Origin of the sequence: Aeromonas oralensis (genome assembly GCF_049665575.1) — a bacterium.
GTDB lineage: Bacteria > Pseudomonadota > Gammaproteobacteria > Enterobacterales > Aeromonadaceae > Aeromonas > Aeromonas hydrophila.
Genome location: NZ_CP187186.1, coordinates 3,078,164 through 3,100,820 on the forward strand (window position 1 = coordinate 3,078,164; position 22,657 = coordinate 3,100,820).

General features: G+C 57.9%; 19 protein-coding genes and 1 pseudogene. 5 read left to right on the forward strand and 15 right to left on the reverse strand.

Annotated features, from left to right (window positions below):
* Positions 1-160: 160 nt before the first annotated feature.
* From ACPDZI_RS14290 to ACPDZI_RS14330, 9 genes and pseudogenes are all read right to left on the reverse strand, one after another.
* Positions 161-667: an acyltransferase gene (locus ACPDZI_RS14290; RefSeq protein ID WP_319882658.1), complete on the reverse strand. Its 507-nt coding sequence runs from the start codon at positions 665-667 to the stop codon at positions 161-163.
* 3 nt (positions 668-670) lie between these two features.
* Entirely contained in the window at positions 671-2,158 is a 1,488-nt protein-coding gene (locus tag ACPDZI_RS14295; protein WP_438833348.1) for a lipopolysaccharide biosynthesis protein, read from the reverse strand.
* Positions 2,158-2,985, reverse strand: coding sequence for an NAD-dependent epimerase/dehydratase family protein (locus ACPDZI_RS14300; RefSeq protein WP_026080406.1), 828 nt, complete (start codon positions 2,983-2,985; stop codon positions 2,158-2,160). Before ACPDZI_RS14300 ends, ACPDZI_RS14295 begins: the two co-directional genes overlap by 1 nt.
* Positions 2,986-2,987: 2 nt before the next feature.
* Complete coding sequence (gene rfbC, locus ACPDZI_RS14305) at positions 2,988-3,539, reverse strand: dTDP-4-dehydrorhamnose 3,5-epimerase (RefSeq protein ID WP_319882656.1); 552 nt, start codon at positions 3,537-3,539, stop codon at positions 2,988-2,990.
* An 11-nt stretch (positions 3,540-3,550) separates the two neighbouring features.
* Positions 3,551-4,414: a glucose-1-phosphate thymidylyltransferase RfbA gene (gene rfbA / locus ACPDZI_RS14310; RefSeq protein WP_017410381.1), complete on the reverse strand. Its 864-nt coding sequence runs from the start codon at positions 4,412-4,414 to the stop codon at positions 3,551-3,553.
* Positions 4,414-5,499: a dTDP-glucose 4,6-dehydratase gene (rfbB, locus tag ACPDZI_RS14315; RefSeq protein ID WP_438833349.1), complete on the reverse strand. Its 1,086-nt coding sequence runs from the start codon at positions 5,497-5,499 to the stop codon at positions 4,414-4,416. Before rfbB ends, rfbA begins: the two co-directional genes overlap by 1 nt.
* 691 nt (positions 5,500-6,190) lie before the next feature.
* Positions 6,191-7,606 (reverse strand): efflux transporter outer membrane subunit, encoded by a 1,416-nt coding sequence (locus ACPDZI_RS14320; protein WP_438833350.1) that lies wholly within the window; start codon positions 7,604-7,606, stop codon positions 6,191-6,193.
* Positions 7,599-10,747, reverse strand: a pseudogene (locus ACPDZI_RS14325) (efflux RND transporter permease subunit). The gene ACPDZI_RS14320 and the pseudogene ACPDZI_RS14325 overlap by 8 nt, the downstream one beginning before the upstream one ends.
* 17 nt (positions 10,748-10,764) lie before the next feature.
* The gene (locus tag ACPDZI_RS14330) at positions 10,765-11,958 is read right to left on the reverse strand and encodes an efflux RND transporter periplasmic adaptor subunit (RefSeq protein ID WP_029299706.1); all 1,194 of its coding nucleotides are present in this window, start codon (positions 11,956-11,958) and stop codon (positions 10,765-10,767) included.
* Positions 11,959-12,101: 143 nt separating this feature from the next.
* Between ACPDZI_RS14330 and ACPDZI_RS14335 the strand changes: the two genes are divergently transcribed.
* The 3 genes from ACPDZI_RS14335 to ACPDZI_RS14345 all read left to right on the forward strand — a co-directional run bounded on the left by ACPDZI_RS14335 (position 12,102) and on the right by ACPDZI_RS14345 (position 14,849).
* The gene (locus tag ACPDZI_RS14335) at positions 12,102-12,743 is read left to right on the forward strand and encodes a TetR family transcriptional regulator (protein ID WP_146061361.1); all 642 of its coding nucleotides are present in this window, start codon (positions 12,102-12,104) and stop codon (positions 12,741-12,743) included.
* A 150-nt stretch (positions 12,744-12,893) separates the two neighbouring features.
* Positions 12,894-13,475 carry a class I SAM-dependent methyltransferase gene (locus tag ACPDZI_RS14340; protein WP_438833351.1) on the forward strand — a complete coding sequence of 194 codons (582 nt, stop codon included), beginning with the start codon at positions 12,894-12,896 and terminating at the stop codon, positions 13,473-13,475.
* Between the two features lie 195 nt (positions 13,476-13,670).
* Positions 13,671-14,849: a dicarboxylate/amino acid:cation symporter gene (locus ACPDZI_RS14345; RefSeq protein WP_194759326.1), complete on the forward strand. Its 1,179-nt coding sequence runs from the start codon at positions 13,671-13,673 to the stop codon at positions 14,847-14,849.
* 63 nt (positions 14,850-14,912) lie between these two features.
* On the opposite strand, the gene tesB is transcribed toward ACPDZI_RS14345, so the two are convergent.
* The 6 genes from tesB to rnm form a co-directional block, all read right to left on the reverse strand.
* Positions 14,913-15,776 (reverse strand): acyl-CoA thioesterase II, encoded by an 864-nt coding sequence (gene tesB, locus ACPDZI_RS14350; protein WP_016351376.1) that lies wholly within the window; start codon positions 15,774-15,776, stop codon positions 14,913-14,915.
* 192 nt (positions 15,777-15,968) lie between these two features.
* On the reverse strand, positions 15,969-16,892 hold the full coding sequence (gene rluB, locus ACPDZI_RS14355) for a 23S rRNA pseudouridine(2605) synthase RluB (protein ID WP_076360029.1): 924 nt from the start codon (positions 16,890-16,892) through the stop codon (positions 15,969-15,971).
* Positions 16,885-17,481: an SMC-Scp complex subunit ScpB gene (gene scpB / locus ACPDZI_RS14360; RefSeq protein ID WP_438833352.1), complete on the reverse strand. Its 597-nt coding sequence runs from the start codon at positions 17,479-17,481 to the stop codon at positions 16,885-16,887. Before scpB ends, rluB begins: the two co-directional genes overlap by 8 nt.
* Before the next feature lie 24 nt (positions 17,482-17,505).
* Complete coding sequence (locus tag ACPDZI_RS14365) at positions 17,506-18,375, reverse strand: segregation and condensation protein A (protein WP_041208297.1); 870 nt, start codon at positions 18,373-18,375, stop codon at positions 17,506-17,508.
* Positions 18,368-18,988 (reverse strand): L-threonylcarbamoyladenylate synthase, encoded by a 621-nt coding sequence (locus ACPDZI_RS14370; protein WP_041208296.1) that lies wholly within the window; start codon positions 18,986-18,988, stop codon positions 18,368-18,370. Before ACPDZI_RS14370 ends, ACPDZI_RS14365 begins: the two co-directional genes overlap by 8 nt.
* A 110-nt stretch (positions 18,989-19,098) precedes the next feature.
* Positions 19,099-19,980 carry an RNase RNM gene (rnm, locus tag ACPDZI_RS14375; RefSeq protein ID WP_438833353.1) on the reverse strand — a complete coding sequence of 294 codons (882 nt, stop codon included), beginning with the start codon at positions 19,978-19,980 and terminating at the stop codon, positions 19,099-19,101.
* Positions 19,981-20,428: 448 nt separating this feature from the next.
* Here rnm and ACPDZI_RS14380 point away from each other — a divergent pair, with 448 nt between their 5' ends.
* Together ACPDZI_RS14380 and ACPDZI_RS14385 are read left to right on the forward strand one after the other, a co-directional pair.
* Positions 20,429-22,063 (forward strand): anthranilate synthase component 1, encoded by a 1,635-nt coding sequence (locus tag ACPDZI_RS14380; protein WP_438833354.1) that lies wholly within the window; start codon positions 20,429-20,431, stop codon positions 22,061-22,063.
* The gene (locus ACPDZI_RS14385) at positions 22,056-22,655 is read left to right on the forward strand and encodes an aminodeoxychorismate/anthranilate synthase component II (RefSeq protein ID WP_016351382.1); all 600 of its coding nucleotides are present in this window, start codon (positions 22,056-22,058) and stop codon (positions 22,653-22,655) included. The genes ACPDZI_RS14380 and ACPDZI_RS14385 overlap by 8 nt, the downstream gene beginning before the upstream one ends.
* The last annotated feature ends 2 nt before the right edge of the window (positions 22,656-22,657 follow it).

The following is a 22,657-nucleotide window of genomic DNA, read 5'->3' on the forward strand; positions in this document are numbered from 1 at the left end:
CTTATAATAACATTATCGCCTACAGAAATATGCTTATGGTTGGAGATTAGCATAGGTTTGATAATTCTACTCTTATGGCCAAAACTATACATAAGAATTTTGTACTTTAGCTGACTGTATATCAAAAGTATGCCATTGATGATTTTTCCAAAAATCATAATTAACTCACCCATTTATTAGATTGGGAATCATATTTTTTAATTATTTTAGCTGGATTTCCTGCAATCATTACATAACCAGGAAACGATTTTGTCACAACCGCACCAGCACCGACAATACACCAATCTCCTAGTGTGACATTAGGCATAATTTTACAGCCAAAGCCAATGAATACATTTTCACCTAAAATTATTGGTCCTTTATCATAAGACTCTTGCTGCATTATTGGTCCTACTTGCGGATCCAGGCCATGTGAGAGAGTGCTTAAATACACATAGTCACTTAAAACAGCTCCCTCCCCAATTATAATTTGAGAGCCAGTATGTATATTTGCATATCTCCCCACATACACATTTTTATTTATTTTTATCTTAGAGTTTGAATTACCAGTAACTATAAATGTCGCAGCATTATGGATGAAAACATTATCAGGTGAAATCTCAACTCTCTTATCAAGGAAGAATTTATATTTTATTTTATATATAAAGTTGATCAATCGTCCGATCATGAATCACACCTCGAGTATTTTTTGAATATTTTTTGTTTTTCTCAACACCAAATATCCACCGATTGTTAGAGCTAGAATTGATAAAACATTTAGCATATAACTTACGATATCTATGTTTTCTTTTCTCGCTTCTACTAAACCAATAATAAAAACAAACATTGATAGTGGATATATTAAGAAAATCAATTTATATCTGATAAAATAACTATGATCATCTAGTATATTTAATAGTTTAAATGAATATATAAATAGTATTAGAAAAGCTGAAATAGCTAGCCCTATAGGTACCGCATACATTCCATAGGAGTGAATCAGAATAATTGTCAATACAACACTAATGACACTTTCCATTAACGGATAATGCATTATTTTATTCTGCTTAGCTTGAGCAATATATAATAGACCAAGTGGAGCGCCGACTAACCTAACAAGATTAACAGCCATCAGAGATACAAATATATTCTCTACATGAGTAGAAATCGAATCTCCTACCCATAAACTCAAAATGTATGGTCCAACATAAAATGCTATTATTATAGAAATGATAGACAACAACATGACAATAAAAGTCAAGTTGTATAATAATTTATTTAAATTTTCTAAAGAATCATTTCTATTGGAGAGCTTCACCAACGGCTGTATTATCGGTGACATTGCGGCATTAATAAACCCTACAGCAGCTGTTACCAAACTCATTCCCAGTGAATAGTATGCAAACTCATCAAAAGCATATTTCCCTACTAGTATCCCATTTAATCCAACCAACATAAAAGAGGCTAAATTGAAGACGCTTATACCAATGAAATATGAAAAAAATTTGCCAAATTTATACTCAGAACCATCTTTTGATGGTTGATTATCTAGAGGATTTCTGAAAAATGAATATGATATATATATCGTCAAGTAAGATATAATATTAACCACTAGATAAACATATGACATTACTTTAATGCCATATTGCGCCGACATTACAATTAGGATACCTAATATAACTCTCGACAATAAATTTATCATTGCTGGGATGTCATTCCTCTCTATCCCAGTGAAAAAACCACTAAATACAGATGATATTAGACCAATAACAAATGATATAGCTACAACAAAAAAAGTTACCTTATCCTCAGATGCTTCAATCCCTTCCACTTTACTAAATAAAGAATAAAAGTTGTTATAAATTAAAGTTAATAATAGACAACTAAGAATAATCCCTAGAGAGCTTAAAAAAATACCATTTTTTATTATATGGCGCTCCATTATGGAGTCTTTTTTCTCTCTCGCAATTGTAATGTTTCTCGCAACAGTTAACTGGCATCCAAAACCAATGAGAGCAAAGAACGCTCCAACTTGAATACTCAAATTCCATATCGAGAAACTATCAATTGGTAAACGTTGCAATAAGAAAGGGGATATAACTATCCCCAAGATTACATTTGAAAAACCATTAATTATATTTGCTACTGAGTTCTTCAGCAGTCTATTAAACCCACTCATCAGTGTGCAGCCAAATGAGTTTTAAATTCTGCTATCATCAGCTCAATGTCTTCGAGTACATTTCTTGGTTGATAATCAGGAATCAGAGACATGATCTTAGTGATAGCTGTCTGAGGGAAGTTTTCATTCGGGAAAGCAATCTTATGCCACACGATTTCACATTCTGTGAATTTATGTAAGACATCCGCTATTTGCTTAGCCGTAATATTATATCCCGCAGCGATATTGATGATTTGTCCCACACTCTCAGGATGAGTGGCCAAGGTTATACAGGCGCGGGCAACATCCGTTACCGAAACGTAATCTTTTGCATAATCCTGGTCAATATACATATCGACCTTGCCGTGATTGATTGCATTACGGGTGATCGCCGGCAGGAAGAGCGGACTGTGCAGAGCAACACCATAGACATTGCTTGGTCTGACAATAGTGATATCGCGCCCACTTTTCAGGCACAGTTCTTCTGATACCAGCTTGGTCAGGTTGAACAACCGGCGCTGATCATCGGAACATACTTTCAGGTCGTCTCCTTCTGCCGCCGAGTCCTGATTCATGTATACACGGGTGGAAGAGACATAAAGGAGACGTTCAAATTTGCCTCGTGCCAGCAGATCGGCCAGCAAACGACAATTGGCATCAAACACCCCCAGCGGAGCATTCTTGCAGTCACCCTGTCCCGCACTGTAGATCACAGTCCCCAGATCGGTGTCGAATACACTTTCATCATCGCGCGGCGGCACCCAGACATTCTGGCCAGCAGCTTCCAGCATGCTGACGATCTCGCTGCCGATAAAGCCCCGCCCGCCAAACACTGTGTAACGTTTCATGCTCACCACCCATTCACCAAGTTGTCACGGATCTGGGCCAGCGTGGGTTGCACACTGTCTTTCGGTGACAACAGCGGCGCTGTCAACGGCCACGCTATCCCCAGCGCGGGATCATTCCACAGCAACCCGCTTTCATCGGTCGGGTCATAGTAATCGGTACATTTGTATTGGAAATCGGCCGTTTCACTCAGTACGCAGAAACCATGGGCAAATCCAGGCGGAATGTAAAACTGAACCTTGTTTTCTCCTGTCAGCAAGACAGATTCATGCTGACCAAAGGTAGGAGAGTCTGGCCTTAAATCAACAGCAACATCAAATACACGGCCCTGGGTCACAGTGACCAGTTTTCCCTGTGGCTTGGTTTTCTGGAAATGCAGACCACGCAGTACATTTTGTGTAGAACGCGAGCGGTTGTCCTGGACAAAATCCGCCGTGATTCCGGCGGCCTTGTAACGCGCGTCCTGGTAAGTTTCATAAAAGAAACCGCGCTCATCGCCAAACACTTTCGGCTCAATAATCAGCAGGTCTGCAATTTTTGTTTTGATTACATTCATGTCGACATCTCTTATTTGATCAGACTCAACAAATACTTGCCATAACCAGTTTTCACCATGCTGCTGCCAATAGCCTTGATTTGGTCACGGTTCAACCAGCCATTGTTAAGCGCAATCTCTTCAAGACATGCGATCTTGAATCCCTGGCGCTTTTCAACGGTTTGCACGAACTGAGAAGCTTCAATCAGAGAGTCATGGGTACCGGTATCAAGCCATGCGAAGCCACGGCCCAACTGTTCTACCTTCAGCTGGCCACGATCCAGATATGCCTGGTTGACGCTGGTGATTTCGAGCTCACCACGCTCGGACGGCTTGATGCTCTTGGCGATCTCGATGACGGAGTTGTCATAGAAATACAAACCGGTGACAGCCCAGTTCGATTTCGGTTTTACCGGTTTTTCCTCAATGGACTTGGCACGGAATTCTTCATCAAATTCAACGACGCCAAAACGCTCGGGATCCATAACCTTGTAACCGAATACGGTGGCCCCTTCCTGATTGGCTATCGCCTTTTGCAACTGCTTGCCAAAGGCCTGACCAAAAAAGATATTGTCGCCAAGCACCAGGCAAACGCTGTCCTGGCCAATGAACTCCTCACCCAGAATAAAGGCCTGGGCCAGTCCGTCCGGTGACGGTTGAACCGTGTATTGCAGATTGATGCCGAACTGCTCACCGTTGCCAAGCAGGCGCTGGAAACTTTCCGAATCCTCGGGCGTCGTGATGATCAAGATATCCTTGATACCTGCCAACATGAGCACCGAGAGGGGATAGTAAATCATCGGCTTGTCATAAATCGGCAGCAGTTGCTTGGAAATGCCACGCGTGATGGGGTGAAGACGAGAGCCTGAACCACCTGCCAGAATAATACCTTTCATTACTTCTTCTCCCCGTACTGCTGATCGATCCAGGACTGATAGGATCCACTCTTCACGTTGTTGACCCACTGCTGGTTATCCAGATACCACTGCACTGTCTTGCGGATACCGGATTCAAAGGTTTCTTGCGGTTGCCAGGCGAGCTCGGCGCTCATCTTGCTGGCATCAATGGCATAACGGCGGTCATGGCCAGGGCGGTCGGCCACATAGGTGATTTGATCGCGGTAAGAGCCGGCCTTGGGCACCATTTCATCCAGCAGATCGCAGATGGTATGCACGACTTCCAGATTCTGTTTCTCGTTATGACCGCCGATGTTGTAGGTCTCGCCGATGACACCTGTGGTAACCACGGTATAAAGCGCGCGGGCGTGATCTTCCACATAGAGCCAGTCACGGATCTGGTCACCCTTGCCGTACACCGGCAGCGGTTTGCCATCCAGGGCGTTGAGGATCACTAGCGGGATCAGCTTCTCGGGGAAGTGGTACGGGCCGTAGTTGTTGGAGCAGTTGGTGACGACGGTCGGCAGGCCGTAAGTACGACGCCAGGCGCGCACCAGATGGTCACTGGAAGCCTTGGAGGCAGAATAGGGGCTGCTGGGGGCATAAGGGGTGGTTTCGGTGAAAAGCGGCAGTGCCACACCGGGGGCCACTTCATCCGGATGGGGCAGGTCACCATACACCTCGTCGGTGGAGATATGGTGGAAACGGAAAGCCGCCTTGTGTACCTCGTCCAGACCGTTCCAGTAGGCACGAGCCGCTTCCAGCAGCATGTAGGTGCCGACGATATTGGTCTCGATGAAGTCGGCGGGGCCGGTGATGGAACGATCAACATGGCTCTCGGCTGCCAGGTGCATCACGGCATCCGGCTGGTGCTGGGCAAACACCCGGTCCAGCTCGGCGCGGTTGCAGATATCCACCTGTTCAAAGGCATAACGTTCACTGTTTGCGACACTGGCCAAGGATTCCAGATTGCCCGCATAGGTGAGTTTGTCGAGGTTGATAACTGAGTCGTTGGTATCCCGGATGATATGACGAACAACCGCCGAGCCGATAAAGCCAGCGCCACCAGTGACAAGAATTTTCATAGGTATGCTCTTGAAAATTAATAGAAATTTGGTTCTTTCTTGAACCTGTTACGAATAGTTCATGGCAGTGGAAACGCTCGCTCAAGCGGCAAATTTCTGGCACCAACCAAGAAAAAGACAATAGCTACCGCCCCTGAGTTACAGCCCCCAGATTGCTGCTTTAACCGGATTGTGTGCGTTGCTGGCCATGATGCCCTCCAGCTTGGGATAGTCCTGTCACCGTCCATGATGACAAAATGTTGGTATGTACGAGAGATGCTGGCCGCCTGACAAGGAACAACGAAGAAAGTTCCATGCCCCTCAACGGCAAAGTGTGGATTCTAGCGTCTTTCCTAGTGGCTTGAACAGCCAAAACAACCGCATTCGCCGTGGTAGCTCTGCTGCTTGTTCATTAATTCTCCAGGCTCGGCCCCTGTAAAAAACATGTTGTTTTACCATGACAAAAGAGGCCGATTGACACTCGGTTGAGCAACGCTCAGTGAGACGCCATGACAAGGGGCAACAGCGGATAGCAGGCAAGGCATGGTATCACTCCTCCCCCACTTGCTCCCCTCTGTTGATACAGTGCCCATTACCCGAACGACGTATTATGTCACTCAGGTTTCATATGTATATGTTTTTGCTCAAAAGAAACGGGGCGAACCCGATGGTTCGCCCCGTATTGGCCTGCTGATGGAAGGTATGAGTGTGCCTACTGCTGACGCTCGCCCTTGTCACCCTCAGCATCGGCGGCCTGCCAGCCGCCACCGACAGCCTTGTAGAGTGCAACCTGGTTGCTGAGCTGCGCCAGACGGGTACTGATCAGCCCCTGTTTGGCACTGAACAGCGAGCGCTGGGCATCGAGTCGGGTGAGATAGCTGTCCACCCCCTTCTCGTAGCGCACCTCCGCCAGCTTGAAGTAGGTCTGGTTTGCCTCCACCAGTGCCTGCTGCGCCTGCAGTTGCTGCTGATAGTCGGCCTGGGCGCCGAGCGTATCTGCCACTTCCTTGAACGCGGTCTGGATGCTTTTCTCGTAGCTCGCCACCGCCTGCTTGGTGCTCACCTCGGCCACGTCCAGATCCGCGATGCGCTTGCCGCCGTCAAAAATCGGCAGGTTGATCTGCGGCATAAAGGTCCAGGTGCCGGTGCCGCCATCAAACAGCCCGCTCAACTGGTTGCTGGCGGTGCCCGCCGTCGCGGTCAGCGAGATGGTCGGGAAGAAGGCCGCACGGGCGGCGCCGATATTGGCATTGGCCGCCTTCAGGCTGTGCTCGGCCGCCAGGATGTCCGGGCGCTGTTGCAGCAGACTGGATGGAGCACCCACCGGGATGGTCGCCAGCTGCACCTTAGCCAGGGTCGCTGGCTCGGTCATCAGCGCGGGGACGCCGGTCCCGAGCAGCAGTGCCAGGCCATTGCGATCCTGCTTCACCTGCCGTTGATACTGGGCCAGGCTCACCTTGGCGCTCTCCAACGCGGTACGGCCCTGGGCCAGCTCCATTTCGGAGGCAGCCCCCAGCCGGTACTTGTGCTCGGTCAGACCATAGCTCTCCTGCTCGGTGGCCAGGGTCGCCTCGCTCAGCGCGAGCAACTCCTGATCCGCCAGCAGGGTGAGATAGGCGTTGGCCACCGAGGCGATCAGCGCGATCTGGGTGCTGCGCTGGGTCTCAACCTGCGCCAGATAGTTTTCCAGCGCCTGATCTTTGAGGCTCTGGATCCGACCGAACAGGTCCAGCTCGTAGGAGGTGATGCCGATGTTGGCGCCGTACTGGCTGCTGATGGTGCCCTGCCCCGTGCTGCTGAGATCGTCCGATCCCTGCTGGCGGGTACCCGAGCCATTGGCCGCCAGGGTCGGCAGCTGGGCCGCCCGCTGGATCCGGTATCTGGCCTCGTAGGCCTCCACGTTGAGGGCCGCGATGCGCAGATCCCGGTTGTTCTCAAGAGCCGTGGCGATCAGCTGCTGCAGGGCGGGATCCAGGAACTGCTGGCGCCAGGAGGAGACGACCGCCTCCCCCGTCTGGTTGCTCTGCCAGGTGGCACCTTGCGGCAGCGCCGGGCGCTGGTAATCGGGGGCCATGGAACAGCCCCCCAGCAGCAGCATCACGCTCAGGGCGATCAGGGTCTTAGTCATGTTTGATCTCCTCGGCATGGGCCAGACGCGCTTGCTTGGTGCTGTGCTTGGTGAAATAGCGCATCACCAGCACGAAGAACAACGGCACGAAGAAGATGGCCAGCACGGTGGCACTGATCATCCCCCCATCACGCCGGTACCGATGGCGTTACGGCTGCTGGCACCGGCCCCGGTACTGATCACCAGCGGCAATACGCCGAGGATGAAGGCGAGCGAGGTCATCAGGATCGGACGCAGACGCAGACGCGCCGCCTCCACCACGGCTTCGCTCAGCCCCATGCCCCTGTCATAGAGCTCCTTGGCGAACTCGACGATGAGGATCGCGTTCTTGGCCGACAAACCGATGGTGGTCAGCAAACCCACCTGGAAGTAGACGTCGTTCTCCAGCCCCCGCAGGGTGGCGGCCACAATGGCCCCCAGCACCCCAAGCGGCACCACCAGCATCACCGAGAACGGAATGCTCCAGCTCTCGTAGAGGGCGGCCAGACAGAGGAACACCACCAGCAGCGAGATGGCGTACAGGGCCGGTGCCTGAGAGCCTGCCTGCCGCTCCTGATAGGAGAGACCGGTCCACTCGATACCGATGCCTTCCGGCAGCTGCTTCACCATCTGCTCGATGGCGGCCATGGCGTCACCGGTACTCTTGCCCGGCGCCGCTTCCCCGACGATTTCCATCGCCGGCACGCCGTTGTAACGCTCCAGCCGTGGCGAGCCGAAGCTCCAGTCGGTACTGGCAAAGGCGGAGAAGGGCACCATCTGACCGGCGCTGTTGCGCACGTACCAGAGCTTGAGATCTTCCGGATTCATCCGGAAGGGGGCATCCGCCTGCAGGTAGACCTTCTTGACCCGGCCTCTGTCGACAAAGTCGTTCACATAGGCAGAACCCCAGGCACTGGAGAGCGTGCTGTTGATGTCGCTGATGGAGAGCCCCTGCGCCAGCGCCTTCTCGTAGTCGATCTTGATGTCGAGCTGGGGGGTGTCTTCCATCCCGTTCGGGCGCACCCGCACCAGGTTCGGGTCCTGCGCCGCCATGCCGAGCAGCTGGTTGCGCGCCGCCATCAGCTTGTCGTGGCCCACGCCGGCCCGATCCTGCAGGAAGAAGTCAAAGCCGGTCGCCGTCCCGAGCTCCGGGATCGGAGGCAGGTTGAAAGCGAACACCTGAGCTTCCTTGATGCTGAACAGGTAGCCCATGGCACGGCCGATGATGGCATTGGCACTGCGATCCGGTGTGTTGCGCTCCTTCCAGTCTTTCAGCTTGATGAACGCCATGCCGCTGTTCTGACCGCTACCGGCGAAGCTGAAGCCCGCCACCGTCAGCACGGAGTCGACGTTATCCTTCTCGTTTTTCATGAAGTAGTCGCGCATGTCGGCCAGCACCACCTCGGTGCGCTGCTTGGTCGCCCCGACCGGCAGTTGTACCATGGACATGATGACCCCCTGATCCTCTTCCGGCAGGAAGGAGGTGGGCATGCGCATGAACAGGATGGCCAGTACCGCCAGCATGGCGGCGTAGATGATGCCGTAGCGCACCCCTTGCTTGACCACCTTGCGCACGCCGCTCTGGTAGCGGTTGGCGCTGGCGTCGAAGGCCCGGTTGAACCAGCCGAAGAAACCGCGCTTGGCACCGAACTCGCCATGCTTGATGGGCTTGAGCAGGGTGGCGCACAGGGCCGGGGTCAGGATCAGCGCCACCAGCACCGACAGCACCATGGCCGAGACGATGGTGAGCGAGAACTGGCGATAGATGGCACCGGTCGAACCGCCGAAGAAGGCCATCGGCACGAACACCGCCGAGAGCACCAGGGCAATCCCCACCAGGGCGCCGGTGATCTGGGTCATCGATTTGCGGGTCGCCTCGAGTGGAGAGAGATCCTCTTCGCTCATCAGACGCTCCACGTTCTCCACCACCACGATGGCGTCATCCACCAACAGGCCGATAGCCAGCACCAGACCGAACATGGTCAGGGTGTTGATGGAGAAGCCGAACGCCGACATGACCCCGAAGGTCCCCAGCAGCACCACGGGCACCGCAATGGTCGGGATCAGGGTGGCGCGGAAGTTCTGCAGAAACAGATACATCACGCAGAACACCAGGAAGATCGCCTCCACCAGGGTCTGTACCACCTCCTCGATGGAGATCTTCACGAACGGCGTGGTGTCGTACGGGTAGACGATCTCCATGTTGGCCGGGAAGTAGGTGGAGAGCTCATTGAGCTTGCCACGCACCTTCTCGGCGGTATCCAGCGCGTTGGCACCGGTCGCCAGCTTGATGGCCACCGCCGCGGTGGACTGACCGTTGTAGAGCGCCTCGGCATCATAGCTTTCGCCGGCCAGTTCGACCCGGGCCACGTCTTTGAGCCGCACCTTGGAACCGTCCTGGTTCACCCGCAGCAGGATGTCGTTGAACTCCTCCACGGTGGAGAGCCGGGTCTGCCCCATGATGGTGGCGGTGAACTGCTGATCGGTCACCGCCGGGGTGCCCCCCAGCTTGCCGAAGGCCACCTGGGTATTTTGCGCCTTGATGGCGGCCTGTACGTCACCTGGAGTCATCTGAACCCGATTGAGCTTGTTGGGATCGAGCCAGATCCGCATGGAGTACTGGCTGCCGAACAGAGTGATGTCCCCTACCCCGTCCAGACGACTGAGCGGCTCCTTGATGTTGGCCACCACGTAGTCGGCCAGGTCATCGTTGGTCATGGCGCCATCTTTGGAGATAAAGGCGGCCACCATCAGGAAGCTGCTGGAGGTCTTCTGGACCCGGATCCCCTGCTGCTGCACCTCTTGCGGCAACAGCGACATGGCTTGCTGCAACTTGTTCTGCACCTGCACCTGGGCGATGTCGGGATCGGTCCCCGGCTGGAAGGTGAGGGTGACTGATACCCGGCCGGAGGAGTCCGACTGGGAGGACATGTAGAGCAGGTGATCCAGGCCGGTCATGTTCTGCTCGATGATCTGGGTCACCGAGTCTTCCACCGTCTTGGCGGAGGCCCCGGGGTAGCTGGCGGAAATGCCCACCGCTGGCGGCGCAATGCTCGGGTACTGGGCGACCGGCAGCTTGATGATGGCCAGGCTCCCCGCCAGCATGATCACCAGGGCGATCACCCAGGCGAAAATGGGTCTGTCTATGAAAAATCGTGCCATGAGGCGACTACTCCATCCTACTTGTTGGCCGGGGCATTGGCCGGCGCCTGGGCAGACTGCGCAGCGGCACTCTGTTCAGCAGGTGCCACGACGACCCCGGGTTTTACCTTTTGCAGGCCGGCGACGATCACCCGTTCGCCCGCCTTGAGACCGGATTCCACCACCCAGTCACTGCCGACGATGCGGCCCAGCTGCACTTCACGCAGCTCCACCTTGTTGTCCGCCGTCACCACCATCACGGTGGCGCCGCCTTTCGGGGTACGGGTCACCGCGGTCTGCGGCACCAACAACCCTTCGGCGCGCTCGCCCTCCTGCAGGGTGGCACGCATGAACATGCCCGGCAGCAGCAGCTGATGAGGGTTGGGGACGATCACTCGCAGGGTCACCATGCCGGTGGTCTCATCCACGGTCACGTCGGAGAACTGCAGCGAGCCCTCTTCACCGTAGGTGGAGCCATCTTCCAGCTGGAAGCTCACCCGGGCGCCTTTCTGCTCGTCCTGGGTCAGCTTGCCGGCCGCCACCTGGCGCTTGAGGCGCAGCAGATCAGCGGTGGACTGGCGCACGTCCACATACATGGGATCGAGCTGCTGGATGGAGGTGAGACTGTCGGCCTGCTGGGCCGTCACCAGTGCACCTTCGGTCACCGCAGACTTGCCGATGCGGCCGCTGATGGGGGCCGTGATGCGGGTGTAGGCCAGGTTGATGTTGGCAGTCTGCAGCGCCGCCTTGGCGGCACCGATTTCGGCCAGCTGTTGCTTCCAGGCCGCATCGGCGTCGTCATACTCCTGGCTGCTGATGGCCTTCACCTTCACCAGCTCGGCATAGCGCTTGGCCTTGAGGCGGGCGCTCTGCTCGTTGGCCTGCGCCTTGGCCAGGTTGGCCTTGGCACTGGCCACCGCAGCCTGATAGACGGCGGGGTCGATCTGGTACAGCAGCTGGCCGGCCTTGACGTCGCTGCCCTCGGTAAAGAGACGCTTGAGAATGATGCCGCTCACCTGGGGACGCACCTCGGCGACCCGCAGCGGGGCGCTGCGACCGGTCAGCTCGGTGGTGAGCTGCAGCGGCGCCGTGTGCAGGGTGACGACATCCACCGCGGCCGGCGGCATCGCACCGGGCCCCTGCTGGGCACTGCCCTGTTCGCCGCAAGCGGTCAGCAGACCGCTCGCCAGCAGCGCAAGGCCGACTGAACGTGCGAGAATATGTTTATGCATGGAGAACCTGAGCCTCTGTCTATCAATGAATAACCACAGGGTTTATAGGACCCGGTTGGTAAAATCGGAAAGATGAGGCAATATACATACATTCATAAATGTATGTAAGTGACTTTTTTTACTTTTACAAGGTGCGCGCAGAGATGGCCAGAAGAACCAAAGAAGAGGCGCAGCAGACCCGCTGCCACATCATGAGTACGGCCCTGGATCTGTTCTGCTCACAAGGCCTGGCCAAGACCAGCCTGACCGACATCGCCAGGGCCGCCGAGCTGACCCGGGGCGCCATTTACTGGCATTTCAAAAACAAGGAAGAGCTGTTCGTCTCCCTCTGGGAGGAGCTGTGCCAACCCCTCTCCCACCAGCTCGATGCCTGCGTCTCCGAGCTGGAACCCGATCCCCTCGGCAAGCTGCGCACCTTCCTCAAGGGAGTGATCATCAAGATAAGCAGCGAGCCAGCCCATCAGCAGATGTTCACCATACTGTTCAACCTGGAGTCGCTGGAAGGGGAAGCCATCTCCTTGCGCGAGCACATGCGCAGCCAGTCCAACAACTTCTTCCGGGATCTGGAAGCCACCCTGGCCAATGCGGTGCGCCTCGGCCAGCTGCCGCAGGGGCTGGATCTGCAGCGAGCCGCCACCCTGCTGCACTGCACCCTGGATGGCTACATCATCAACTGGCTGCACTTTCCGGAGCGCATCGATCTGCGCCAGGAGGCCGACTTCCTGCTGGACAGCCTGTTCGCCCTGATCGCCCAGCCAACCGGCCCGGCCGCCCGTCGCCCCTGAACCAGCAAGGCCAAACACTGGCAGCCCTTGCCCAGCCTCACTCCCTTCCATCTCCTTCCATCCCTTTGGCGCCCCGGCGCCAAATTGGCTCAAGTTTGCTATAGTCACGCCCCCTAAATTGAGTTGCGCCCCAGAGCAAAGGTGCCCACCATGTCCCGTTCGTCTCCCTCTTGCCCTCCAGTCTCCGTTGCCACGCCCTCAGCCGACCCATGGTCAGCGGCGCGCCTATCGTTTCTGGCTCTACTCCCACCGGGCGCCCACCTGCTGGAGGCGGGCTGCGGTGAAGGCGACGATCTCTGTTTCTTTCGCCAGCAGGGGCTGGTGGTGACGGCCTTCGATGCCCGCCTGGCACAGGCCAGGATCGCCTCGCGGCGCAGCGGCCAGCCGGTGCGGGTCTGCCGCATCGAGCAGCTGTGCAGCGTGGTGCCCTATGACGGCATCTGGGCGCGCGGTGCCTTGCCCGCTATCGCGCCAGACGAGCTCAGCGACGCGCTGGCCCATCTGGCCGGCCTGCTCAAGCCTACCGGGCCGCTCTACTGCGCCTTTCCCCACCCCAGTGGCCAGCCCGTTGCCACCGGCAGCACTCCTGCCGAGGAGCACCTCTCCCAGACCCGGCTCAATGAAGACGGCCTGCGCCAGCTCATCGCCCCGCTGCCGCTGCAACTGCAGCAGTGCTGGAAGAGCGAGCAGACGGATAGCCGCTGGCTGCACGCCCTGCTGATCCGCACCTGAAAGGGCGCGCCAAATTAATCACCCACCGCACCTCGCGATCAGGTCGCCAGTGGCTATCACCACCATGATCACATTTAACAATATTTAACTCGACATTAACGCACGTACGACAGACATGATGCGGATTTTGTGTTAAAAAGCGGCATTAAAAACAAAATTAAATAACAAATCAGACACTAACACCTGGATTTACTTATGAAACTTGTCCTCAAACTGGTTGCCGGCATCCTCGCCGGTCTCTTGCTCGGTCTCTACGCCCCTGAATGGGTCGCACGCGTGCTGTTTACGGCCAAGACAGTCATAGGTCAGCTGATCACCTTTACCATTCCGCTCATCATCCTGTTCTTCATCATGAGCGGCATCGCCAGCCTGCCGAAGAACTCCGGCAAGCTGCTGGGCAAGACGGTCGCCCTCTCCTACTGCTCCACCATACTGGCGGGCCTGTTCGCCTTTACCGTGGCCAGCAACCTGATCCCGCGTCTGACCAGCGCCGCCGAGTCCACCGCCGAGAGCGCCATCAAGCTCGCCTCCTACATCAACCTGGAGATCCCGCCGCTGTTCGGGGTGATGTCGGCACTGGCCGCCGCCTTCGTGTTCGGCATCGGCATCAGCGCCACCCAGGCCACCGATCTGCGCCGGGTCGCCGATCAGGGCCGTGACATCATCGACCGCCTGCTGGCCAAGGTGATCATTCCGCTGCTGCCCTTCTACATCGCCGGCGTCTTCGTCGAGATGACGGTGGAAGGTACCGTATTCGCCACCCTGAAGACCTTCGGCGTGGTACTGGTGATGGCCATCGTCATGCACTGGCTCTGGCTCTCCGTGCTGTTCGTCGGCACCGGTCTGGCCCTGGGCCGCTCCCCGGCCCAGCTCATCAAGAACATGCTGCCGGCCTACTTCACCGCGCTGGGTACCATGTCCAGCGCCGCCACCATCCCGGTCGCCCTGCAGGCCAGCAAGAACAACGGCGTGAGCGATGGCATCGCCAACTTCACCGTGCCGCTGTGTGCCACCATTCACCTGTGTGGCTCCACCATCACCTTGGTGACCTGCGCCACCGCAGTGATGTTCCTCTCCGAGCATCTGGCCATTCCGGGCATAGGCACCATGCTGCCCTTCATCATGATGCTGGGTGTTATCATGATTGCCGCCCCGGGTGCTCCGGGTGGTGGCGTCATGTCCGCACTGGGCCTGCTCACCTCCATGCTGGGGTTCGGTGAGGCCTCCATCGCCCTGATGATCGCCCTCTACCTGGCCCAGGACAGCTTCGGCACCGCCTGCAACGTCACCGGCGACGGCGTGATTGCCCTGTGGGCCGACCGTTTCGCCCAGAGCGGAGAGCCAGCACTCAGCGCCGAGCAAGACGCCGCCTGATAGCGCAAGCGCATAAAAAAACGGGAGCTATCGGCTCCCGTTTTTGTTGGCGCTCAGCGCCAATCAACCGCGACGGCGGATCACCCCTTCCTGCGCCGTGCTCGCCACCAGCACCCCATCGCGGGTGAAGAACTGGCCGCGCACCAGGCCACGACCGGCGCTGGCGCTCGGGCTGTCCACCACGTAGAGCAGCCAGTCGTCCAGCCGGAAGTCCCGGTGGAACCACATGGAGTGATCGATGGTGGCCACCTGCATGTCCGGCTCCCAGTACGACACGCCATGGGGCTGCAGGGCGGTGAACAGGAAGTGGAAGTCGGAGGCATAGGCCAGCAGGTACTTGTGCACCCGCTGATCGTCCGGCATCTGGCCATTGGCCTTGAACCAGACGTGGCGCAGCGGCTCGTGCACGTCGGGGCGGATCGGATCGACCAGGGTCACCGGGCGAATCTCGATGGGCTTCTCGCACATGATCTTGTCGCGCAGGGCGGGCGGGATCTGCTGTTCGTAGGGGCGCACCAGCTCCAGCTCGCTCTTGAGCTGCTCGGGGGGCGTGATCCCCGCCGGCATGGCGATCTGGTGTTCAAAGCCGTCCGCCTCGACCTGGAAGGAGGCGTTGAGATAGAAGATGGGCTTGCCGCCCTGAATGGCCTTGACCCGGCGGGTGGAGACGGTCTGACCGTCGCGGATGTTCTCCACGTCGTAGACGATGGGACGGTTGGCATCGCCGGGGCGCAGGAAGTAGGAGTGGAAGCTGTGCACCTGGCGATCGCTTGCCACCGTCTGCTTGGCGGCTGACAAGGCCTGCCCCATTACCTGTCCGCCAAACACGGCCCGCAGACCGAGATCCTGGCTCTGGCCCCGAAACAGGCCCTCCTCGATTTTTTCGAGCGCCAGCAACGCCAGCAGCTCATCAAGTACCTTGCTCATTATTATCTCCTGTGTCAGTGCGGGAAGGCTAACAAGCCCGCCCGGGCCGAGCAACCACCCCCGCCCCTGCCAGTCGCCTGCCCGGCCCCATTAATTCAGCTTTACGTGAATTTGAACAATAACGAACTCAAAAGGCGCCAACAAAAAGGCCCGCCGAAGAGGCGGGCCTTTTGCAGTGCGGCCATGCAGCGCTTACTTGCTGCCGGTACCCGAGTTGCGGGTGGAGGAGGTCGGCTTGCGACGGGCCGTGGTGGCGCGGGCACGCGGCTCCTTGCCCTGCATCTCCTTGTGGCGCTTGACGGCGCGACGGATCTGGGCAGCCTGCTTGTGACGACTGGTTTTGCCATCCTGCTGCAGATCGACCTTGGACTCGGTCTCGTTGGGCAGGTTGACCAGGCCACGCAGGTAGTTCACCTCGGGCAGTTTCAGCTCCTGCCAGCCACCGCGCGGAATGCCGCGATCCAGCTGCACGTCGCCGTAGCGAATCCGCATCAGGCGGCTCACCTGCACTTCCTGGGATTCCCACAGGCGGCGCACTTCACGGTTGCGACCTTCGGTCAGGGTGACGTTGAACCACTGGTTCAGACCCTCGCCGCCGGCAGGCTTGATCTTGTTGAACTTGGCCATGCCGTCTTCCAGCTGCACACCCTTGCGCAGGCGTTGCAGCATGGCTTCGGTGATCTCGCCAAACACCCGCACCGCGTATTCCCGCTCCACTTCGTGGCTCGGGTGCATCAGCCGGTTGGCCAGCTCACCGTCGGTGGTGAACAGCAAGAGACCTGAGGTGTTGACGTCGAGGCGGCCGACCGCAATCCAGCGGGCCCCTTCCATCTTGGGCAGACGATCAAACACGGTGGGACGACCTTCCGGATCGTGACGGGTACACATCTCCCCTTCCGGCTTGTGGTAAGCCAGCACGCGGCAGATCACTTCCTCTGCGGCACGGGTCTTGACCTGGTGACCATCCACCCGGATCACGGCGTTCACTTCGACGCGATCCCCCAGTGTGGCGACCTTGCCATCCACACTGACCCGACCTGCGGTGATCAGGGCCTCCATCTCACGACGGGAGCCGTGACCCGCGCGGGCCAACACTTTTTGCAGTTTTTCACTCATCGGGGTTACCTGATTGTTGATCGCTGCCCGCTGCTGCCAATGTCAGCGTGGACAACGAGGGTTGCAGTTCGGGGTCAAGCTCGGGGAGCTGCTCCAGACTCTGCAGATTAAAATAATCCAGAAATTCTCGGGTGGTGGCGAGCAGCTCGGGGCGACCCGCCACCTCTTTGTGGCCTATGCTGCGCACCCAGCCACGATCTTTCAAGGTATTCACTATCTGGCTCGAGACCGCGACCCCGCGGATCGCTTCGATCTCGGCCCGGGTGATGGGTTGACGATAGGCGATCAGCGTCAGCGTCTCCATCACGGCGCGCGAGTAGCGGGGCGCCCGCTCGCTCCAGAGCCGCGAGAGCTCTTCGGCATAATCCTGACGAGCCTGAAAGCGCCAGCCGGAGGCGACTTCCTTGAGCTCGACGCCCCGTTCGCTGTAATCCTGTTTGAGCTCCGCCAGCAGCAGTTGCACGTAGCGGGTCGTGACCGGATAGTCGGCCAGCACGCTGCCTTTGAGCTCGCTGACGTTGAGCGGACGCCCGGCGACAAAGAGGGCCGCCTCGATCAGCGTCTTTAATCGTTCAGCTGGCAGCGCCATTGGGCGTTCCTCGCAAAAGCCATCTCAATGGGCAAGACCACGCTCCCCCTCCTCGCTCTGGCTGGCCAGGGCAAAATGGATCGGACCCAGAGGCTCGGCCTGCAAAATCCAGATCAGCTGCTCCTTGCACAGCTCCAGCAGCGCCAGAAAGGTCACCAGCACGCCCATGCGCCCCTCTTCGGCACGCAGCACCTGCTCAAGACGCAGGGTCTGGCCAAGCGAGAGCATGGCGAGGATCTCCGCCATGCGCACCCGGGTCGGGATCTGTTCGCGGCGGATCTGGTGATGCTCAAAATGAGTCGCGCGTTTTACCACACTTTGCATGTAAAGGGCGAGCTCAACCAGCGAAACATCGGGCGCCAGTGGCTTGAGATCGCCAAAATCGGGCGGCAGGGCGGCGGCGATAAAGATCTCCCGCTCCACCCGTGGCAGCTCGCTGACCCGCTCCGCTCCTACCTTGTAGCGCTCGTACTCCTGCAGCCGGCGAATAAGGGTGACGCGGGGGTCTTCCCCCTCCTCCTCATCTTCCAGCTCGGGCGCCTTGGGCAGCAACAGACGGGATTTGATCTCGGCCAGCCAGGCTGCCATCAGCAGATATTCAGCCGCGAGCTCCAGATTGAGCCCCTGCATCAGCTCCACGTACTCCATGTACTGGGCGGTGATCTGCAGGATCGGCAGATTGAGGATATCGAGCTGCTGGCGCCGGATGAGGTAGAGCAGCAGATCGAGCGGCCCCTCGAAGGTATCGAGGAACACCTCCAGCGCATCGGGCGGGATGAACAAGTCCTGGGGCAGCTCGTGGTAGGGCTGCCCCAGGACTTTCGCGATGGGAGGTGTGACGCCCGCGCCGTTATCGCCGGTGCTGGTCGTCACAGGATCTGCGGTATCACTCAAACGGGGTCGGGTCTCCGGCACCGCGACGACGCACTACCGGGTCATCGTCGGAGAAGTCCACGACAGTAGTGGGCTGCTCGCCCAGATAACCACCGTTGACCACCAGATCGATCTGCTTGCCCAGCTTGTCGTAGATCTCCTCCGGGTCAAATTCTGCCATCTCGGAATCCGGCAGGATCAGCGAGGTCGAGAGCAGCGGCTCGCCGAGGGCTTCCAGCAGCGCCTGGGCAATCTTGTTGTCCGGTACCCGGATACCGATGCTCTTCTTCTTCTCGTTCATCAGGCGGCGCGGCACCTCTTTGGTCGCCTTGAAGATGAAGGTGTAGGCGCCCGGGGTGTTGTTCTTGATCAGGCGAAACGCACCGTTATCGACCTTGGCGTAGGTGGCGATCTCGGAAAGATCGCGGCACACCAGGGTGAAGTCGTGGTTGGCGTCGAGACGACGGATGCGGCAGATGCGCTCCAGCGCCCCCTTGTCACCCATGTGGCAACCCAGCGCATAGCCGGAGTCGGTCGGATAGACGATAACGCCGCCGTTCTGGATGATCTGCACAGCCTGGCTGATCAGACGCGCCTGCGGGTTTTCCGGATGTACGTAAAAGTGCTGACTCATACCTTGTTCTCGCAATGGGGGCAGCAACATCTGCCCGCTTGATGGCCATGGAGCCGGGCTCCACGGCACTCACTTACTATTCTGCTTTAAAATTCGTCTCTTGCCGCCGGTCAGCGGCTGGCCACCAGAGCCGCATGCTCTTCCTGACTCAGCCCGAAGTGATCGGGAGAGACCAGCCAGAGCGGCGTCCCCTCTTTGGGCAGCCAGAGGTGGCGACCCAGCTCGGTCCAGCTGGAGGGGAAGTGAAAATCGGACCCCACCGAAATGGCCAGACCATATTCGTTCGCCCACTGGCCCAGATTGGCCCGCTCCTGCGGGCTCTGTTGGGGCAGCGAGACCTCCATGGCATCGCCGCCTGCCGCCTTGAAGGCCACCAGCAACCGCTTGATCCACTTGGCGGTGAGATCGTAACGGCTGGGATGGGCCAGCACCGCCAGCCCGCCCGCGGCGTGAATCGCAGTGATCGCCTCTCCCATCTCGGGCCACTGGGCAGGAGCATACCCCTTGTTGCCCCGGCTCAGGTACCTCTTGAATACCTTTTGCATGTTGTCGGCCACCCCGCGCGCCACCAGCACCCGGGCAAAGTGGGCCCGGGTCACGGCTGCATCACCGGCAAGCGCTTTGGCCTCTTCATAGGTGCCGGGGATGAGGCACTTCTCCAGACGGCGCCCGATCTCCTGCGCGCGCTCTTCGCGGCGGGCCTGCTGGCCGGTCAGAAAGTCGGTCAGCTGCGGATTTTTTTCATCCACTCCCAGCGCCACGATATGGATCTCGTGATGCTCCCAGCCGGTGGAGATCTCGACCCCGCTCACCAGTCGCAGCGGCAGCTGCTCGGCGGCGATGGTGCTGCGTGCTTCATCAAGGCCGGCAAGGGTGTCGTGGTCAGTGATTGCTAACACCTCGACCTCTTTCTCGGCAGCGCGGCGCACCAGTTCGGCGGGGCTCAGCACGCCATCCGAAGCGGTAGTATGACAGTGAAGATCGAATCTCATCGGGTTATTCCGCTCTCGTGGTCAGGTCACCATTCATGAAAAATCGGTGAAAGAAGGCTAAAAAGCGACTTGACTTGGCCGCGGCTTTATCGTTTTCTGTAGGCACTTCATTGCAAACATCTTTTTACAGGACTTTATCATGCAAACGACTTCCATCCTGACCATTTGGTGGTGGCACACTCCCTGACATGCGGGCGTGTGGTCGTTGCTGTACCTGTAAACTGACAGCAAATTAAGAACCCAAAGAAAAAGCCCGCTGACCCCAGCGGGCTTTTTTATTATCCGGCAAATGGAGCTGTGATGAAACCGAGAATTCAGACAAGCGTAATGACCAGGCGATGGCGCCCCTGCTGAAACCGCCAGAACCCACCTCATTTTCAAGGCACTTTTTCAAGGTATTAGACGTCATGAACATCGGTAACACGCATCACACGCAAGGGAACGCACTATGACAGCCACGCACCGCCTTCCTCTGGGTGAATTCGATACCCTCAAACTCAACGCCCCCTATGTGGCCGATCCGCTGGCACTCTACAGCGAGTTTTGTCAGGAGCGCCCCAACACCCTGCTGCTGGAATCGGTCGAGATCGACTCCAAAGCGGGCAAACAGAGCCTGCTGCTGGTCGATGCCTGCCTGCGCATCGAGTGCCGCGGCCGCACCGTGCGGGTGCGCAGCCTCAATGACAACGGCGCCCAGTTGCAGAGCCTGCTGACCGAGCGCCTGCCCGCCGCCGTAATCCAGAGCCTGGTGGCCGGCGAGCTGCAGCTCGACTTCCCGGCCTCCGATCGGGAGCAGGATGAAGATAGCCGCCTCAAGGGGATCAGCGTGCTGGACGTGCTGCGCACCCTGCAGCGGGAGCTCGATTGCCAGCTCGGCAAAGAGGCGCTGTTTATGGCGGGCAGCTTTGCCTACGACCTCATCGCCTCTTTTGAAGAGCTGCCCGAGGTGCCACAGGGGAGCAACGACTGCCCCGACTACTGCTTCTACGTGGCCGAAACCCTGATCACCATCGACCATATCGCGCGCACCACCCAGCTGATTGCCTGCATCTTTGGCGGCGACAGCGACGAGAGCCGGGTAGAGGACAGATACCACCGCCTGAGCGAGCGTCTCGCCCGGTTCAAGCAAGCCTGCCAGCAGGCACCGCAACAGGAGCCGGTCACGCCAGCCCTGAGTGGCGGCATCAGCGTGGACAAGAGCGACAAGCAGTTCTGCGCCGAGGTGGAGAAGCTCAAGGGCTTCATTCGCCGCGGTGACATCTTCCAGGTGGTGCCGTCCCGCTGCTTCTCCCTGCCCTGCCCCAGCCCCGTCGCCGCCTATCGCCGCCTCAAACAGACCAACCCCAGCCCCTACATGTTCTATGTGCAGGATGAGGGCTTCACCCTGTTTGGAGCCTCGCCGGAGAGCGCGGTGAAATTCTGCGCCACCAGCCGCGACGTGGAGATGTACCCCATCGCCGGCACCCGCCGCCGCGGCTTCAACCCCGATGGCAGCATCAACCGGGATCTCGACGGCCGCATCGAGCTGGAACTGCGTCAAGACGAAAAAGAGGTGGCCGAACACCTGATGCTGGTGGATCTGGGCCGCAACGATATCGCCCGCATCTCGGAGCCCGGTACCCGCTACGTCAAGGAGCTGCTGAAAGTGGATCGCTACAGCCACGTGATGCACCTGGTCTCCAAGGTGGTCGGCACCTTGCGCGCCGACCTTGACGCCCTGCACGCCTATCAGGCCTGCATGAACATGGGCACCCTCACCGGCGCCCCCAAGATCCGCGCCAGCGAGCTGATTCGCATGGTGGAAGGCAAGCGCCGCGGCAGCTACGGCGGCGCGGTCGGCTACATCAACGGCGCCGGCGAGATGGATACCTGCATCGTGATCCGCTCCGCTTTTGTCAAAGAGGGCGTGGCCCACGTGCAGGCCGGCGCCGGGGTGGTCTATGACTCCAAACCCCAGGCCGAGGCGGACGAAACCCGCGCCAAGGCGGCCGCCGTGCTGGCCGCCATCGCAGCCAGCCATGGCACCTCCCTGCAAGCCCTGAGCGCCCAGCAGGAGCAACATAAGGACGTGAGCCATGACTAACATCTTTCTGCTCGACAACTTCGATTCGTTTACCTACAACCTCGTCGATCAGTTCCGCTCCCTCGGCTATCCGGTGCGGATCTACCGCAACAGCCTGCCGGCGAGCCGCATCATGAGCGAAATCGCCGCCTGCGAAGGGGATGCCGTGCTGGTGCTCTCGCCGGGGCCGGGCGCCCCCCACGAGGCGGGTTGCCTCATCGACCTCATCAAGCTGGCCCGTGGTCAGGTGCCCATCCTCGGTATCTGTCTAGGCCATCAGGCCCTGTGCGAAGCCTACGGCGGCACCGTCGGCGCCGCGGGCGAGATCGTCCACGGCAAACGCTCCCTGATTGAGCACAACGGCCACGGCGCCTTCGCGGGGCTGCAAAGCCCCTTGCCGGTGGCCCGCTACCACTCGCTGGTCGCCACTTATGTACCGGAAGAGCTGACGGTGATTGCCCACTATCAGGGCATGCCCATGGCCATCGAGCAGCAGGATGAGCGGGTGCTGGGTTTCCAGTTCCACCCGGAATCCATCATGACTTCGGAAGGGGCCCGTCTGCTGACTCAGGCGCTCGCCCATATCACCCGTCCAGAAAGCAGTGTGCGGTAAGG